The sequence below is a fragment of the Pseudomonas sp. Eth.TT006 genome (assembly GCF_054456575.1).
This window is the reverse complement of sequence record NZ_JBTJEN010000008.1, coordinates 157,249-174,242: the sequence shown is the minus strand read 5'-3', so window position 1 is coordinate 174,242 and position 16,994 is coordinate 157,249. Positions and strand designations below refer to the sequence as shown.

The window sequence follows — 16,994 nt, the reverse complement described above, 5'->3', positions numbered from 1 at the left end:
AGCCATGGCGATCAAACAATTAATCAAACGCACCAGTGGCTGGCTTTACCTCAACTCCCCCGTGGGCCGCAGTCAATTGCATGGCGCCGGGGTGATCCTGATGTTGCACCGGGTGCTGGCCAACGACCGCGCCGCCAACCTGCCGCACCGCAATGAACTGTGCGTGGGGCCGAAAGCCTTCGAACATTTGCTGGTGTGGTTGCGTCGGCATTTCGATTGCGTGCCGCTGATGGACATACTCGCGCCGAACTCGCTGCGCAGCGAACGCCCGCGGGTCGCGCTGACCTTCGATGACGGCTGGCGCGACAACGCGGTCAACGCCTTCCCGCTGCTGCAGAAGTATCAAGTGCCGGCGAGCATTTTCCTCTCCACCGATTTCATCGGCAGCCGTCAGCGCTTCTGGTGGGAAAGCCTTGGCGAAACGCTGTGGGGCAGCCATGGCGAAAAAGCCCGCATGCATCTGATCGAGTACCTGCAGATGATTCACCGTCCGCTACCGGTGCTGGTCGATGACATCGACGTCGACCGCCGCAGCCTCGCGCTGCTGCATTACCTGCAAAGCCTGAAAAACCTTGAGCCGGCGATGCTCGAACGCCTCACCGATGAATGCCCGCCCGAGGCGCAGCCGCAAGCGCTGGACTGGCATCAGGTGCGCGCACTGGAGGCGTCCGGGCTGGTGCGTTTCGGCCCGCACGGCGCCAGCCACGCGATCCTCACCGAACTGGACGACGTGCGCCTGGACGAAGAAATCCGCCGCAGCCGCGAGGCTCTCTACAACGGCTGCAACCGGCCGCTGGCGGTGTACTGCTATCCCAACGGCGACAACGACGAACGCGTGCGCAAGCAGATTGCCGCTCACGATTATCCGTTCGCCCTCGGCACCGCCACCGGCATCTATCGCGGCGAAGGCGATCCGCTGAACCTGCCACGGTTCGGCGTCAGCCAGCGCACCGCACGCAATCCGGAATTGCTCTCGTGGCGCATCTTTCGCGGCAACCGCCCATGAGCCGCAGCCACTACCTCAAGCATCTGGCGCTGAGCATGGGCACCAAACTGGCGATGATCGCCCTGCGTTTGCTGCGCAACGTGCTGCTGGCGCGGATCCTCGGGCCGAGTGAACGCGGGCTGTTTGCCCTGCTCAGCACCCTGCCCGACCTGATCAGCGCCGCCACCAGTGGCGGGCTGAATTCGGCGGTCGGCTATCAGGCGGCCAAGCAACGGCCGATGGGGTTGCTGCTGAGTCAGGTGCTGGTGTTCGGTTGCCTGCTCGCCGGGCTGCTGACTTTGTTGGTGGTGGCGCTGGTGCGCGAATTCGGTAGTGAGCTGGACGTGACCATGCAACTGGGCCTGCTGGCCTGGCTGTTGCTACTGGCGGTGCCGTTGACCGTACTGAAAAGCGGCCTGCTGACCCTGCACAATGCCTCCGGTGGTGTGGTCGCGTTCAACGCCTTGCGCCTGACCGAATCGCTGGCGCCGCTGCTGCTGTTTCTCGCGCTGTTCTGGATGTGGCAAAGCGCGGCACTGGAAGCGGCGCTGATCAGTTGGCTGGCGGGCATCAGCCTGGTGGTGCTGGCCGGTTGGGTCTGGCTCAAACGCACGCAACCGCTGCAGTTGCAATGGGACCGCGCCAGCCAGAACGAACTGCTGCGCTACAGCGCGCGCAGTCATCCCGATTTGCTGTTCCAGCAAGTGATTCTGCGCTCGGATTACCTGTTCATCGGCGCCCTGCTCGGCAGCACCGCGCTGGGTCATTACGCGATGGCCAGCGCCGCCGCCGAACTGTTGCTGATCGTCCCCGAAGCGGTGACCACGCCGCTGATGAAGCGCCTGCTGCAACAGGACGAAGGCATGGACAAAGTCACCCCGCTGGCCTTGCGCCTGACCGCCACGGTGATGCTCGGCGCCTGCCTGTGCATGGCGCTGATCGGCAACTGGCTGATCGTTACTCTGTTCGGCGTCGCCTACCAACCGGCGTATCCGGCGCTGCTTGCCTTGCTGCCGGGGCTGCTCGGGCTGTGCTACGCGAGCATCCTGCGTCTGGATCTGCTGGGGAAAAACCGTCCCGGCACGGTGTCGCTGCTGATGGGCCTCGGTGCCCTGCTCAATCTGGCGCTGAACCTGCTGCTGATTCCGGCCTACGGCATCGTCGGCGCGGCGGCGGCCTCGTCGATTGCCTATCTGGCGGTGACCGTGGCGATGCTGGTGCTGTACTGCCGTTTGAGCGGCGTGGCGTTCTGGCAAACCCTGATCATTCTGCCCAGCGACGTCGCGCCGATGTGGCAGATGTTGCACCGGAAAGCCGTATGAAAGGCCTGCTCCTGCTGCTCGGTCTCGGCCTGTCGCTGGACGCCGTTGCCGCGTCGATGCGCTGGGGCGAGATCCGCGACGGCAGCCTCTATCTGCAAACCGACCGCCCGGACACCGTGACCGTGCGCTGGACGCCGGCGTGGCAAGCGGACGCCAACGAAGAGCATCTGTACCTGCTCGACGGCCAGGGCAAATTGCAGGGCGAACGCCTGATCAAGGCCAGTGAAAGCCGTGGCACGCAGAGCTGGCCGTTGCTGCCGGGAGCCGCCAGTTATCGTCTGGAAATCCCCGGCTACAGCTTCCGCAATTACCGCATCGAACACGACGAGCACACCGTGGCGCAGTTTGAGCCGGCCAAGGTGCATTTCAGCGCGCAGACGCAGAACGGTGATGAGCTGTATTTCAAGATCGCGCCGGGCGAGCACGCGGTGCTCGCCGGCAAGTTTCATGGCGGGGTCAACGCCCTGCAGGCGCAGCGGGTCGGCGATGAGCAAGCGCTGACACTGGCGCTCAAGCCTTACCGCGCTTATTGGCAGTTCGATCAAGTGGCGTTGCCGGTCAGTGAGCGCGAACAGATCTGGTGCCTGCGCCTGCAAGGCAGCGGCAAGGCGGCGTTCTGGCTCGACGGCACGGCCAACCGCTTTGCGCAGAATGCGCAGCAACTCAAACCGCTGCGCGAGGACACCGGACAAGTCCGGCTGACCCTGCACGACAAAGTGCTCGGACGCACCCCGGATCTGGGCATCGCCCTGCCTTACGTGATGCCGCCGCCGGCCAGCCATGCGGTGCTCGACGCGCTGAAACCCAGCGCCGGCAGTTACTACAGTTTTGTCGATGTCACGGCGAAGAATGCACATTTCGAAGACGCCTTCCGTCAGGTCTATCAGGATCGCTTCGGCATTCGCCAGGACATCACCCTGCTCGCGGGCAGTCAGCGTCAGGCCGATCTGCGCGCCGACGCGCAGAGCAACAGTGGCCTCGATGCGTGGCTGGCCGGGACCCGCGCGCTGGGTGGCAAAGGTACGCATTACATCGGTTTCGCCGACGAGCCGAACCTCAACTATTCGAGCTACGAACAATACCGGGCGATTTTCACCAGCATGGCCAGGCAAGTGCGCAGCGACCCGGCAAACGCCAAGGCCGGCGTGCGCATCGCCATGCCCGCCAGTTCGCGGCTGGTCAATGGGCCGTTCGCCGACAACGCGGCGGACAAGCGCGGCATCGATTGGGCGCGGCGCCTGCTGAGCGAATCCGCCGAGCAGATCGACGCTCTGGCCTGGCACGAATGGATGATTCGCGATCTGCTCGCCACCCGGGTCTACCGCGACAGCGTACGCCGCGCCGCCGAACTGGTCGGCCTCGACGCCCACGGCCAACCACGCAAAGCCTTGCTGCTGGACCAGACCAACCTGTCCAGCGGCTCCAGCCTCAGCCCTTACGATCAGGAAACCCGTTACGCCGCGCTGTGGTGGGCCTCGGTGGTGATCAACGCCTCGCAGGACGGTTTGCTGAGCATGCTCAACTGGTTTCAGGCCGCCGACGAGCCGCAGTACCCCAAAGGCATGATCCGGGTGTTGGGCGATGATCACTTCGAGCTGAAACCGGTCGGCCTCGCCCAGCAGTTCATCGCACAGCACTGGCTGCATCAGGTGCTGTCGCTGGAAAACGATGGCTTTGAAGTCGACGTGCTGGCGATGGCAGAAAACCAGCAACGCGGGCTGCTCGGGGTGAACAAAGGCACGCGTTTGCAGCGCATCGATCTGAGCGGTGCCAGGTGCCCGCTGAACAAGGGCGCCCTGCGGTATTTCGGCGCCGACAACCGCAGCCGTGACGCGCCGTTTGCCTGTCGCGACGGACGCGTCAGCTTCGACTTGCCGGGGGAAACCCTGTTTGCGCTGAGCTGGAGCGCGTCATGAACCCAATTCCGAATATCAGAAAAGGTAAAGCGAAGAAAGATTGGTGGGTTGGGAGTTTTTGTGGTGAGGGGATTTAGCGAAACGTCGCACCGCCCCGATCGGCTGTGCAGCAGTCGTCGCTTTTAGCCTGTAAATGCGGGGCCGCTTCGCAGCCCATCGGGGATAAATCCCCTCACCACAGCAAGCTCCCTCGCCACAGTCGTTCGCCTCGCCGGAACGCCGGAGCACAGAACATGGGCATCGTCAGCAAACTCAGCCAGCACATCAAACAGAAAGGCCTGCGCGCCACCCTCGGCAAGGCGTGGAAACATTACGTGTATTTCCATCAGGAACTGCTGTGGATGGAGCGCGACCTGGTCAGTCCGGTGCCGCCGCACAGTCTCAAACCCTACCCGCCACTGCGGGTGGTGAAGATCAGCGCCGACAATGCCAGCGCGTTCGCGCGCTACTTCGGCGACCGTGTCGCGACCATGGCCGAGCTGGCCAACGAAGGCCACACCGGGCACATGCACGTCGACGATCAGGGCGATGCCGTGGCGTTTATCTGGGGCAGCGCGCGGGACTATTTCGATCGCCATTACTACGGCTGCCTGTTCCCGGTAAAACCCGGCGAGTTTTTCGAATTCGGCGGTGAACTGACCCGCGCCTACTGGGGCACCGAACTCTCGGTGGATCTGCAACTGGCGCTGTGGCAAGCCATGGCCGAACAAGGCTGCGACAAGGTGGTGGACGTCTGCGAGTTCCACAACGTCCCGGCGCTCAAACTGCACCTGCGCATGGGCTACACCGAGCAGGGCCGGATCATGAACGTCTACACCCTGTTCGGTCGCTGGCATTTCTACCGCGAAACCCGCTACAGCGGTTCGCGCCTCGATGCGCTGCGCAAACCGTCCCGTCCACCTGTACAAGCAACGGCGGCCTGAGCCCATGACGGCACGATTCGAATGGCGCACCTCGCTGTGCGCCGCCGACTTCCCGGCAGCCGCCTATGAAGCGCTGCGCCTGCGAGTGCCCGACCACACGCCATTCAACCATCTGGGTTGGTTGCGTGCCGCCGAGCTGACCCTAGGCGAGGGCCAACGCTTGCACGTTCTGTTGGGTTGGGAGGCTGACGAATTGTGCCTGTGCCTGCCGTTGGTGGCCGGTCGCGAACGCTTTGCCGGGGTGCCGATGCGAGTCGTGCGGCATCTGGGTTATCCGCTGGCCGACCGTCTGGCGCCGTTGTCGCTGATTGATGATCACGCCATGCGCCAGGCCTTGCGCCTGATCCGCCAACGGCTGCCCCACGCGCTGCTGCAACTCAACGAAGTGTCCGAGCCGGCCGGTGAAGAAAGCCCTCTCACGCAATGGATGGCCGCCAGCTCCACCGGCGAGCGCCGCCTGAGCTGTCGGGTGCCGGTGCATCTGATCAGCGAGGCCGACCGTCAAGAGGTCTCCGGCGACCCACGCTACAAGCTGCGCCGCGCGCGCAAACGGATTGCCGCCTGTGGCGCCGAGGTGCGGCGGATCACTCCCGATGCGCTGAGCATGCCCGCGTTGTTGAAGATGCTCGCTCAAGTCGAAGCGGTGAGCTGGAAAGGCGACGAAGGCGTGGGGATTTTTGCCAGTGAACGCAGCCGTCAATGCATCGAAAATGCCTTCACCGCCCTCGCCGCCCAAGGCCTGGTGCGCGTGGTCACCCTGGAACTCGACGGGCGTTGCATCAGCTATCGCCTCGGCCTGCTCGAACAGGGCCGCCTGTACGACTACAACCTCGCGTTCCTGCCGCAATACGCCGACCTGGGCAGCGGCCGGGTGCTGCTGGAGGAGTGGATTCGCTGGGGGCTCGACGAGCACTGGCGCTGGATCGATGCCTCGCGGGTCAGCCTGGAAAACTCCAGCCATCAACTGCACGAACGCATGACCGGCCAACTCGAACACTGGCGCTGGAGCTTCTATTCCTGGCGCCCGAGCGGCCTGTTGCTGGGGCTGGGACTGCGCGTCTGGCAGCGCCTGAAACCGACCGTGCAGCAATGGCGCGCCCGACGCGCCGCCCGACCTGCGCCCGTCGTCAAACCTGTCGCAATCACCACGGAGGGCGAACATGCCTCGCCAAGTCATAGTCAACGCTGACGACTTCGGTCTCAGCCCCAACGAAAACGCGGTGATCTTTGCGGCATTTCAGGCCGGGGTGATCAGCTCGGCGACAGCCATGGCCAACATGCCGGCATTCGAAGCCGCGTGCGCCATGGCCCGGCATGCTGCGCTGCAGGGTCGGGTCGGCTTGCACTTCAACCTGACCTACGGCCGGCCGCTGAGCGCGTCGATCCTGCGCAGCCGCACCTTCTGCGATGGTCACGGCGTATTCGATCTCAGCCTGCCGCGCCACAGCCTGTGGCTGAGCCGCGAGGATCGCGATGCGGTGCAGGAAGAGTTGCAGGCGCAGTGGCAGCGCTGCGTCGAGCACGGCGTGCGACCGAGCCATATCGACTCGCATCAGCACGTGCACAACATCTGGCCGATCGGCGCAATCGTCGCGCGGTTTGCTGCCCGTCAAGGCGTGCCGATTCGCCTGGCGCGCAATCTGGGGCAGAACCTCAGCCTGCCCAAGCGCGTGTTCAAGGGTTTGCTCAACTGGCGCCTGCAAAGTCTGGCCGGAGCCACGGCGGATTACGTGTGCACGCCGGTGGATTTGCGCAATGCCCCGGCACCGAGCGACGGCGTGCTGGAGATCGTCGCCCACCCTAATCAGCTGGGCAGTGACTTCGGCGATGCCTACCTCAATCCCGGTGAATCCCTGAGCAACGTACTGGCGCAGCGGCTGGCCGGCGTTCCACGGATTTCCTATGCCGAACTGAACAAGGATTTTTTACGCGGTGCCACGGCACTCGATTGATTCATCCCGACAACAACGACCACCACACCGGGCTTCGGCCGCGGAGGCAACATGAACGTCATCGAAAAACTGCGTGCTCGTATCCGGCAAAAAGGCTTGCGGCATTTCTGCGCCAGCCTGTGGAAACGCTATGTGTTCTTCCACTGGGAGCTGCTGTGGATGCAGCGTGATCTGGTGTCCCCGGTGCCGCCGCACAAGCTGCGTCCGTACGAGGGCGTGCGCAGAGTCGATATCACGCCGCACAACACCGGAGCCTTCGCCAAGCACTTCGGTGACCGCGTCGAGACCATGGCCGAACTCGCTGCCGAGGGCCACACCGGGCACATGTACCTGGATGCCGACGGCCATGCGGTGGCGTTCATCTGGGGCAGTACTCGCGACTATCACGACCGCCACTATTACGGCTGCTGGTTCCCGGTCAAACCCGGCGAGTTCTTCGAATTCGGCGGCGAAATGACCCGCGCCTACTTCGGCAGCAGCCTGTCGGTGGACGTGCAAGTCGCCCTCTGGGAAGCCATGGCCGCCCAGGGCTGCCACACCGTCGTCGACACCTGTGAGTCGCGCAACATCCCGGCGATGAAACTGCACCTGCGCATGGGCTACCACGAACAAGGCCGCATCACCCACGTCTACGGCCTGTTCGGCCGCTGGCGCTTCTATCGCGAAAGCCGCTATCAAGGCTCACGCCTGGCAGCGCTGCGCAAACCGCAGCAGCCGGTGGTGAGTGCGACGGCGCAGGCGTGATTTTACGCTCGTATCTGCGGCGGCCGGGAGGCCGCCTTCGCGAGCAAGCCCGCTCCCACAATGATTTTGTGTACGACGCATATTCACTGTGGGAGCGGGCTTGCTCGCGAAGGGGCCGGATGCCGTTCGCACTAATCGTCTCAGAACGCAGGACATTACCCACACCCGAAAGAGAAGCGTCCTCCTACTCTCAAGGCCATGCCTGACTGCTCCCAATGGCGCGACCAAGTAAATTGGCGCAAAAACAGGAGAGTTCGAAAAGATGAACCACAAACTCACCAGCCTGGAGTTGCCGTCATTGCTCGATGATGTCGCGGCAATTCGTGAGTATCTGCAACAAGTACTAAGCGATGACGACGACAAAGAACTGCTTCGTGCTATCGGATATGTGGCACGGGCCTGCTCGAACATGCAGAAGCGTCAGACTATCGGAGCTGGTTCTGATTTTTTTTGCCAGAGTTGAAACCTTATTGACACCTTCGCGAGCAAGCCCGCTCCCACATTAGGTCTGCGTCGTACCCAAACCATTGTGGAAGCGAGCTTGCACGCGAAGGGGCAAATCGAGGCAACAAAAACCTCAGCCCTTGCTGGCCACCAGAGTGAAGCACAGCGGCATCTGCGCCTCGCGATTCAGGTACTGGTCATACAGCGCTTCCCGGTTCGAATGCGGGTACTCCTTGAAGTGGGCGATGTTCAACCTGGCCGCGATGGCGCCGTTGAAGATGGCGCCGAGGGTGTGCACGAACCAGTAGGACTTCGTGGCCTGTTGCTCGACTTTGCCGACGTAGACGATCGGCTCTTCCTGCACGAATGGCTCGGCGCGGAAGTACGAGCTGGCGAGGCGGTACGGATCCTCGGCGTCGGGGTCGACCATTTCCAGAAACGGGTGGGTTTCGTAGATCACCAGCTTGCCGCCCGGTTTGAGGGTCAACGCGACATGGCGGAAGAATTCGCCGATGTCGGGCATCCAGTTGAGCACGCCGATGGTGATCAGTGCCACGTCGAAGCGGCTGTGCAGCGCGGCTGGCAGGTGATGGATATCGCTTTCGATGAACTCGGCGTGGTGCGGCGAACGGCTGTTCAAGTCGCGCGCCTGCTCGAGAAACGCTGCCGATTGATCGACACCGACCACACTGCGCGCACCGAGGGCGAACAGCGACAGGCATTCGCGACCGTTGTTGCAGCCGAGTTGAATCACTTCCTTGCCGTCCACCCCGACCTGCTCCAGCAGGCCGCGCAGGGTGTCGTCGAGGCAGGAGAAATCAGTCTGTGACACTTCGTTCAACAGCGCTTGCCACTCGGCCGATTCACGGTGATGGCGAGCGGAATCGTTCCACGCCTGTCGATTGCTGTCGACGGCGGTTTTATTGTCGGGCACTTCCATGGCGCACTCCGGTACTGCTCGTGATTGAGCGGTGCCGAGTCTAGAACAGCCTACCGATACAGACTGTTGCAATCTTGTAAGCCGCACCGCAGACCCATTGTAGGAGTGAGCCTGCTCGCGATGGCGGCAGCCCAGCCAACCTCTTCATCGACTGAACCACCGCTATCGCGAGCAGGCTCACTCCTACAGTTTTGCGCGTTTACATCGGGTTGAGGCGTTCGCGCAGGAATTCGACCAGCGCCTGCACCGGGCGCGAGGCCTGGCGGTGTTGCGGGTACACCGCCGACAGCGTCAGTGGCTCAGGGCGGAATTCGTCGAGCACCGGCAGCAGCCGCCCGTCCTTCAGCGCCGCGCCCACGATGAAGGTCGGCAGATAGGTGATACCCATGCCCTGCACCGCTGCATCGCGCAGCAACTCGCCGTTGTTCACCCGCATGCGCCCGGTGACGTTCACCAGCAGCGGTTTGCCCTGCCCGGCGTTGAAGCGCCATTGCACCGAACGGCCGTGGCCGTATGGCAGGCAGTCGTGGTGGTGCAAGTCTTCGGGTTGCAACGGTGTGCCGCGTTCGGCGAGGTAGGCCGGGCTGGCGCAGTACACCCGTTCGATGGCGGCAATGCGCCGGGCGATCAGCGTCGAATCCTCCAGCACACCGATACGCAGCGCCAGATCGTAGCCTTCGCCGAGCAGGTCCACCGGGCGATCGCTCAGGTCGACTTCCACGGTGACCTCGCGATAGCGCTGCAGAAACAACGGCAACAGACAGCCCAGATGCGCCACCGCAAACGACAGTGGCGCACTCAGGCGAATCGTCCCGCGCGGCTCGGCGGTTTGCCCGGCGATGCCTTGCTCGACCTGTTCGACTTCACCCAGCAGGCGCAACGCCGACTCGTAATAGCTCTGGCCCAAGGGCGTGACGTCGAGACGCCGGGTCGAACGATTTAACAGGCGCACGCCGAGGCGCTCTTCGAGTTGCATCAAACGCCGGCTGACGAACTGCTTGGACAGACCCAACTGATCGGCCGCCGAGGTGAAGCTGCCGGAGTCCATGACCTGGCAGAAAATACGCATGTCTTCGAACGGGTTCATTGTCACTCTCTGGTGGACAGTTAAACGCTTTATAGCCGCTTTTTCAGGTTTCGACAGCTCATTAATCTGTGCTCACGGTTTGAACACAACCCAACAACACACAACAAACTTTCGAAAATGGAATTGAACATGAACATCAAGCAAACCCTGACCGCTTCCCTCCTCGCCCTGTCCATCGGCAACGCATTCGCTGCCGGCAGCCCGGGTGTCGAACACAACACCCAGGCGTTCCTCGAAGCCCTCGCCGCCGGCGGTGGCAAGCCGCTGGAGCAACTGAGCCCGAAAGATGCGCGGGCGGTGCTGACCGGTGCTCAAGCTTCGGTAAAGGTCGACCTGTCGGGGGTTGAAGTCAGCGACAAGGCGATCCAGGTCGATGGCCAGACCATCAACCTGAAAGTGGTGCGCCCGGCCAAGGTCAAAGGTGAGTTGCCGGTGTTCATGTTCTTCCACGGTGGCGGCTGGGTGCTGGGCGATTTCCCGACCCACCAGCGCCTGATTCGTGATCTGGTGGTGGGTTCTGGTGCGGTCGCGGTGTATGTCGATTACACGCCGTCGCCGGAAGCGCAGTACCCGACCGCGATCAATCAGGCGTACGCAGCAACCAAATGGGTTGCGGAGAACGGCAAGCAGATCGGCGTCGACGGCAAGCGCCTGGCAGTGGCCGGCAACAGCGTCGGCGGCAACATGGCGGCGGTGGTGGCGCTGATGGCCAAGGAACAGAAAACCCCGGCGCTGCGCTTCCAGCTGCTGATGTGGCCGGTGACCAACGCACAATTCGATGACGGTTCGTACCAGCAGTTTGCCGAGGGGCATTTCCTTACCAAAGGCATGATGCAGTGGTTCTGGGACAACTACACCACCAACCCGGCCGAACGTGCGCAAATCCACGCCTCGCCGCTCAACGCCAGCAGCGAACAGCTCAAGGGCCTGCCCGCCGCACTGGTGCAGACCGCCGAGTTCGACGTGCTGCGTGATGAAGGCGAAGGCTACGCCCGGCACCTGGATGCCGCCGGTGTGCCGGTGACCTCGGTGCGCTACAACGGGATGATTCATGACTTTGGCTTGCTCAATCCGCTGAGCCAGATTCCTGAAGTGAAAGCGGCGGTGCGCCAGGCGGCGGCTGAGCTGAAGACGCATTTGAACTGAGGCCGATCTCTCACCACACCCAACGGTGTGGTGAGTTTTTTTGATTGCAAGAACCCTTGTGGTGAGGGGATTTATCCCCGATGGACTGCGCAGCAGTCCTGTCTTTTGGTTAGCAGAGGGGTCGCTTCGCAACCCATCGGGGATAAATCCCCTCACCACAAAAGCCTCTTCAACACCAATGCTTATGCAGTTTCGGAGATCGCCATGCCCCTCCTCACCCACCCGCTGTCCTGGAGCACCGCCCTGTTGGTGCTCGATGCCCTGCTCTGGCACTTCACCCCGTTCAGCCACCGCGCACCGCGCGTCGGCGTTCGGCTGGTGCTGTTTCTCGGTTTTAGCGCACTGATCATCAACGCCGGCATCAGCCCGTTGCTGGCGCCGGTGTTTGCCGATGACCGCGTCGCACAACTGGGCGCCACGGCATTGGGAATCGTCTGGTGGCTGTACGCGGCGCGGGTGTTGACCGAAGTGATCGGTCTGGTACTGATGCGGCGCATCGGGCACAGCGGTCGGCTGTTGCAGGACGTGATTGGCGCGCTGGTTTTTCTGGCCGCAATCGTCGCGGCCGCCGGCTACGTGCTGGAGCTGCCAGTGAAAGGCTTGCTGGCGACCTCCGGGGTGGTGGCGATCGTCGTCGGTCTGGCGCTGCAAAGCACCTTGAGCGACGTGTTCTCCGGGATCGTGCTGAACACCACCAAGCCGTATCAGGTGGACGATTTCGTGGTGATCGATGGCGTCGAAGGCAAGGTGCTCGATATCGACTGGCGCGCCACGCACCTGCTGACCAGCACCGGCACCCTGGCGGTGGTACCGAACTCGGTGGCGGCCAAGGCGAAAATCGTCAATCTCAGCCGCCCGAGCAACCTGCACGGGGTCTCGATCAGCATCAAGGTGCCGAACCATATCCGCCCACGGCGGGTTCTCGACGCCCTCGACCGCACGCTGCAAGGCAGCAGCAGCCTGCTGCTGAATCCGCCGCCCAAAGCGGTGTTGAAAGAAGCCGGTGAGGAAATGTCGGAATACATCGCCAGCGGCTTCATCAGCGAGCTGGGCAAGAAGAGCGAGGTGCGCAATCAACTGTTCGACCTCGCCCACCGGCATCTCGAAGCCGCTGGAATTTCCCGGCATCCCGATGGCGTGATCGAGCCGTCGACCCGCGCCCGGGCGTTGCTCGATGAAGTGAAAGTCTTCCGCTCGTTGAGCCATGAGGAACGTGATCGCCTCGCCGAATCGATGGTCGCGCAACAGTACGCGGCCGGTCAGGTGGTGCTGGGGCTGGATGAAGTTCCCGACAGTCTGTTTGTCATCGCCACCGGCGTGGTCAGTGCGACCGTGCCCGATGGCGGCGGCCAGACCGAAGCCGGGCGCATGGGGCCGAGCGAAGTCATGGGCGAACAGAGCATCCTCGCCGATACGCCATCGCAAGCCACGTTCACCGCGCTGACGTCGTCGATCATTTATCGCCTCGACAAGAACCTGACTCGCGAATGCATGGCGCAACGCAGTGAAGTCGGCCAGGCGCTGAACAAACTGCAGGCAGTGCGTCAGCAAAACAGCCGCCTCGCGCTGATGGCGAAACCGGCGCCGCTGCGCAAGGGTGGGTTTCTGGGTTGGTTGCAGAAGCGCTGATGCGCAGGAATCAAGGTCAAGAGCTTCCCCCCCCTCACCCCAACCCTCTCCCCCCACAGGGGGCGAGGGGAAAGGGAGCCGATCTCCGTGTATTTCAATGCCGAAGATCGGCTCGGTATTGCAGGTCAACGAATCTCGAGAAGCCCCTCGGTCAGTCCCCTCTCCCTCTGGGAGAGGGTTAGGGTGAGGGGCTTTTCGAACTCAGACCCAATTACTTGGCGGTGAACTTGGTGTAGCTGTTGATCAGGTTGCGGTAGTTAGGCAGGCGTTCGGACAGCAGATGCGCCAGGCCTTCCATGTCGTTGCGCCAGTCGCCTTGCAGCTCGCAGGCTACCGCGAACCAGTTCAGCAGGTGTGCACCGGCGGCCGACATGCGCGCCCACGCCGCTTGTTGTACGGTAGTGTTGAAGGTGCCGGACGAGTCGGTCACCACGAACACTTCAAAACCTTCAGCGATGGCCGACAGAGTCGGGAATGCCACGCAGACGTCGGTCACCACGCCAGCGATGATCAGTTGCTTGCGGCCAGTGGCCTTGATCGCCTTGACGAAGTCTTCGTTGTCCCAGGCATTGATCTGGCCCGGGCGCTGAATGAACGGCGCGTCCGGAAACTGCTCGCGCAGCTCAGGCACGATCGGGCCGTTGGGACCGGCGTCGAAGCTGGTGGTGAGGATGGTCGGCAGCTTGAAGAACTTGGCGATGTCGCCCAGTGCCAGCACGTTGTTCTTGAACTCGTTAGGGCTGAAATCCTGCACCAGCGAGATCAGACCGGTCTGGTGATCGACCAGCAGCACGACCGCATCATCTTTGTTCAGACGCTTGTATGGAACGCTCATGGAAAACTCCTCGGGATGGATGTAGCAGGAAGCGCCGTACCGGGTGGCCGGCGCCTGGTTTACAGGTCTCAGAAAGCGAAACAGGAACAGCCGAACGCACCCCAGAATCCGGCGAAGTCACTGACCGGGGCATTCGACAGGCGGGCTTTTTCATGGCTGTGCGAGTGCACCGCACAGGCGCCGACGCACTGGTGAACTTGCGCCTGCAGCGGCGAATTCGGCCGCCAGTGACCCGGCACCTTGACCACTGGTGACCAGTCCGGCAGCACCGGAATCGAGCGTGGGCCGAGGTCCTCGAAATCGCCGGCGGCGTAGACAATCTTGCCGCCGACCACGGTCAGCACCGACTCGATCCACTTGATCGCTTCTTCCTCGACACTGAAGAAGTCCGCGCTCAGCGCCGCCAGATCCGCCAGTTGCCCGACCTTGATCTGACCCTTCTTGCCCTGTTCGGAGGAGAACCAGGCGCTGCCGTGGGTGAACAGTTCCAGCGCAGTGCTGCGCGGCAGACCTTCTTCGTACAAGGCCAGACCGCCGACGGTGCGACCGCTGACCATCCAGTACAGCGAGGTCCACGGGTTGTAGCTGGAAACCCGCGTGGCGTCGGTGCCGGCGCCGACCGGCACGCCCTCGGCGAGCATGCGTTTGATTGGCGGGGTGGCCTCGGCGGCCTGCTTGCCGTAACGGTCGACGAAGTACTCGCCCTGGAACGCCATGCGATCCTGAATCGCGATGCCGCCGCCCAGTGCCCTGACCCGCTCGATGTTCTGCGGGGTGATGGTTTCGGCGTGGTCGAAGAACCACGGCAGACCGTTGAACGGAATGTCGCGATTGACCTTCTCGAACACGTCGAGCATGCGGCTGATCGATTCGTTATAGGTGGCGTGCAGACGGAACGGCCAGCGCTGCTCGACCAGGTGGCGCACCACCGGCTCCAGCTCCTGCTCCATGGTTTGCGGCAGGTCCGGGCGCGGTTCGAGGAAGTCCTCGAAGTCAGCGGCGGAGAACACCAGCATCTCGCCGGCGCCGTTGTGCCGCAGGTAGTCATTGCCCTGATGCAACTTGACGCTGCCGGTCCAGTTCTGGAAGTCGCTGAGTTCTTCTTTCGGCTTCTGGGTGAACAGGTTGTAGGCGATGCGCACGGTCAACTGGTCGTCCTTGGCCAGTTGTTCGATCACCTGATAGTCGTCCGGATAGTTCTGGAAACCACCGCCGGCATCGATCGCGCTGGTCAGGCCAAGGCGATTGAGTTCGCGCATGAACTGGCGGGTCGAGTTGACCTGATATTCCAGCGGCAGCTTCGGCCCCTTGGCCAGCGTCGAGTACAGAATCATCGCGTTCGGCCGCGCCACCAGCATCCCGGTCGGGTTGCCGTTGGCATCGCGAACGATCTCGCCACCCGGCGGGTTCGGCGTGTCACGGGTGTAACCGGCCACGCGCAGGGCGGCGCGGTTGAGCAGCGCGCGGTCATACAGGTGCAGGACGAACACCGGGGTATCCGGCGCGGCCTGATTGAGTTCTTCAAGGGTCGGCATGCGCTTTTCGGCGAACTGGAATTCGTTCCAGCCACCGACCACGCGCACCCATTGCGGAGTCGGCGTGCGGTCGGCCTGTTCCTTGAGCATACGCAAAGCGTCGGCCAGCGACGGCACACCTTCCCAGCGCAGTTCGAGGTTGTAATTCAGACCACCACGGATCAGGTGCAGGTGCGAGTCGTTGAGGCCGGGGATCACGCAGCGGCCCTTGAGGTCGACCACTTGCGTGGCCGAACCGCGCAGGGCCATGGCCTCGGCGTCGTTACCGACGGCAACAAAGCGCCCGTCCTTGATCGCCACGGCACTGGCGAGGGGTTTTTCGCGGTCTACCGTATGAAATTGGCCATTGAACAGAATCAGATCGGCGTTCATCGCAGTTCCTTCGAGATAAGTGAAACGAAGCCCGGATCCGCCGCTTCAGCGCGGCGGATTGGCATTGGATTCAAGATGTTCATGGGGCTGACTGGCCGCCAGCCATGGCGCGAACAAACGGGTGGCAGCCGGCATGCACACGTAGACCACCGACACCACGATGGTCAGGGTGATGAGAAATGTCGCCACCACATAGTTGGAAAGAAAACCGTTGAGCTTGAGCAACGGCCCCCAGATCAGCGGCACCAGCAAGGTGTGTGGCAGGATCACGAACAGTGAAACCACCGCCTGCTTCCAGCGCGGCGGCGGCGAGCCGGCATCGGCCAGTGGCGTGAACCAGAATTCGTTGGCCGCATTGACCTCGGTCTGGTCCCCGTCGGCGAGCATCGGCGCGGCTTCTTCGATCAGCGCCTGACGTTGCGGCGAATCGAGCCAGCGCTGCATCGCCTCGGTCGAGCAATAACGCAGCACGCAGGTGAACAGCGAGAGACCGCCCTGTTTGCTGCGCATCACGTCCACGCCCAGGTGCCCTTCTTCGCGCCCCGCGACGCTGACGATATTGCGCAGCCAGGCTTCGTAGGGCTGTTCGAAACCGGCCTTGACCCGGTGCTTGACGATCAGCGTCACGGTTTCATCGGTTCCCGGTTTTCTCAGGGACTGGGTATCAGGCATAACGGAGCACTCCGGGCAAACGAGCATTGAGCGCCAGCCGTCCCGGCCCGGCGATCAGCACAGTGGTGAAGAGGATCAACAGCAACCAGCCGAACTGCCCCTCGGCCACACTCCATTGCGGATGCACGACCAGCAGCGCCACCAGCAGCACAAAAAGAATAGGCAAGCACGCCAGACGCGCCAGCACTCCGGCGACGATCAGCAGCGGGCAGAGGACTTCGGCGAAGATCGCCAGGATCAGCGTGAGGTGGGCACCGAGGTGGAACGGGTCTTCAATCAGTTGCAGCTGCGCGGTGAAGTCCAGCAGCTTGGGTAAGCCGTGGACGAACAGCAGAAACAACCCGCCAGTGACCCGCAGGAACAGCAGGCCGAGGTTTTGCGCCTGGTCATTGCGTTGTACAGCGTTCATGGGCCCACCCTTGATCAATCATTGCAGGCCATGGTGCAACGATTGATCGGGGCGAAATTGGATGGGTGTGCTCTCTTTGCTCT

General features: G+C 62.8%; 16 protein-coding genes. 10 read left to right on the top strand and 6 right to left on the bottom strand.

The genetic code is table 11. The annotated features are described in order from the left end of the window. Positions 1–4: 4 nt before the first annotated feature. From ACXR0M_RS15025 to ACXR0M_RS14990, 8 genes are all read left to right on the top strand, one after another. On the top strand, positions 5–1,006 hold the full coding sequence (locus ACXR0M_RS15025; RefSeq protein WP_458832587.1) for a polysaccharide deacetylase family protein: 1,002 nt from the start codon (positions 5–7) through the stop codon (positions 1,004–1,006). After that, positions 1,003–2,307 carry a lipopolysaccharide biosynthesis protein gene (locus ACXR0M_RS15020; RefSeq protein WP_458832586.1) on the top strand — a complete coding sequence of 435 codons (1,305 nt, stop codon included), beginning with the start codon at positions 1,003–1,005 and terminating at the stop codon, positions 2,305–2,307. Before ACXR0M_RS15025 ends, ACXR0M_RS15020 begins: the two co-directional genes overlap by 4 nt. Continuing rightward, positions 2,304–4,223: a hypothetical protein gene (locus ACXR0M_RS15015; protein ID WP_458832585.1), complete on the top strand. Its 1,920-nt coding sequence runs from the start codon at positions 2,304–2,306 to the stop codon at positions 4,221–4,223. The genes ACXR0M_RS15020 and ACXR0M_RS15015 overlap by 4 nt, the downstream gene beginning before the upstream one ends. 233 nt (positions 4,224–4,456) lie before the next feature. Then, entirely contained in the window at positions 4,457–5,146 is a 690-nt protein-coding gene (locus ACXR0M_RS15010; protein WP_458832584.1) for an N-acetyltransferase family protein, read from the top strand. 4 nt (positions 5,147–5,150) lie between these two features. Beyond that, positions 5,151–6,335 carry a GNAT family N-acetyltransferase gene (locus ACXR0M_RS15005; protein ID WP_458832583.1) on the top strand — a complete coding sequence of 395 codons (1,185 nt, stop codon included), beginning with the start codon at positions 5,151–5,153 and terminating at the stop codon, positions 6,333–6,335. Then, positions 6,307–7,098 carry a ChbG/HpnK family deacetylase gene (locus ACXR0M_RS15000; RefSeq protein WP_458832582.1) on the top strand — a complete coding sequence of 264 codons (792 nt, stop codon included), beginning with the start codon at positions 6,307–6,309 and terminating at the stop codon, positions 7,096–7,098. The genes ACXR0M_RS15005 and ACXR0M_RS15000 overlap by 29 nt, the downstream gene beginning before the upstream one ends. A gap of 51 nt (positions 7,099–7,149) precedes the next feature. Beyond that, positions 7,150–7,842 (top strand): N-acetyltransferase family protein, encoded by a 693-nt coding sequence (locus ACXR0M_RS14995; RefSeq protein ID WP_458832581.1) that lies wholly within the window; start codon positions 7,150–7,152, stop codon positions 7,840–7,842. Between the two features lie 262 nt (positions 7,843–8,104). After that, positions 8,105–8,305, top strand: coding sequence for a DNA-binding protein (locus ACXR0M_RS14990; protein WP_458832580.1), 201 nt, complete (start codon positions 8,105–8,107; stop codon positions 8,303–8,305). A 114-nt stretch (positions 8,306–8,419) separates the two neighbouring features. Here the strand turns inward: ACXR0M_RS14990 and ACXR0M_RS14985 are convergent, their stop codons facing one another. Continuing rightward, positions 8,420–9,226: a class I SAM-dependent methyltransferase gene (locus ACXR0M_RS14985; protein WP_458832579.1), complete on the bottom strand. Its 807-nt coding sequence runs from the start codon at positions 9,224–9,226 to the stop codon at positions 8,420–8,422. 199 nt (positions 9,227–9,425) lie between these two features. Further along, positions 9,426–10,313 (bottom strand): LysR family transcriptional regulator, encoded by an 888-nt coding sequence (locus ACXR0M_RS14980; protein WP_458832578.1) that lies wholly within the window; start codon positions 10,311–10,313, stop codon positions 9,426–9,428. A gap of 129 nt (positions 10,314–10,442) precedes the next feature. Between ACXR0M_RS14980 and ACXR0M_RS14975 the strand changes: the two genes are divergently transcribed. Both ACXR0M_RS14975 and ACXR0M_RS14970 read left to right on the top strand, forming a co-directional pair. Continuing rightward, positions 10,443–11,459, top strand: a complete 1,017-nt coding sequence (locus ACXR0M_RS14975; protein WP_458832577.1) for an alpha/beta hydrolase — start codon at positions 10,443–10,445, stop codon at positions 11,457–11,459. Between the two features lie 204 nt (positions 11,460–11,663). Then, positions 11,664–13,088, top strand: a complete 1,425-nt coding sequence (locus ACXR0M_RS14970) for a mechanosensitive ion channel family protein (RefSeq protein ID WP_458832576.1) — start codon at positions 11,664–11,666, stop codon at positions 13,086–13,088. Between the two features lie 211 nt (positions 13,089–13,299). Here the strand turns inward: ACXR0M_RS14970 and ycaC are convergent, their stop codons facing one another. From ycaC to ACXR0M_RS14950, 4 genes are all read right to left on the bottom strand, one after another. Next, a complete protein-coding gene (gene ycaC, locus ACXR0M_RS14965; RefSeq protein ID WP_041066222.1) occupies positions 13,300–13,923 on the bottom strand; it encodes an isochorismate family cysteine hydrolase YcaC in 624 nt (207 codons plus the stop codon). Between the two features lie 68 nt (positions 13,924–13,991). Next, entirely contained in the window at positions 13,992–15,830 is a 1,839-nt protein-coding gene (locus tag ACXR0M_RS14960) for an amidohydrolase (protein ID WP_458832575.1), read from the bottom strand. 45 nt (positions 15,831–15,875) lie between these two features. Continuing rightward, a complete protein-coding gene (locus tag ACXR0M_RS14955; RefSeq protein ID WP_458832574.1) occupies positions 15,876–16,502 on the bottom strand; it encodes an antibiotic biosynthesis monooxygenase in 627 nt (208 codons plus the stop codon). Then, positions 16,495–16,911 (bottom strand): DoxX family protein, encoded by a 417-nt coding sequence (locus ACXR0M_RS14950; RefSeq protein WP_458832573.1) that lies wholly within the window; start codon positions 16,909–16,911, stop codon positions 16,495–16,497. The genes ACXR0M_RS14955 and ACXR0M_RS14950 overlap by 8 nt, the downstream gene beginning before the upstream one ends. Positions 16,912–16,994: the final 83 nt, after the last annotated feature.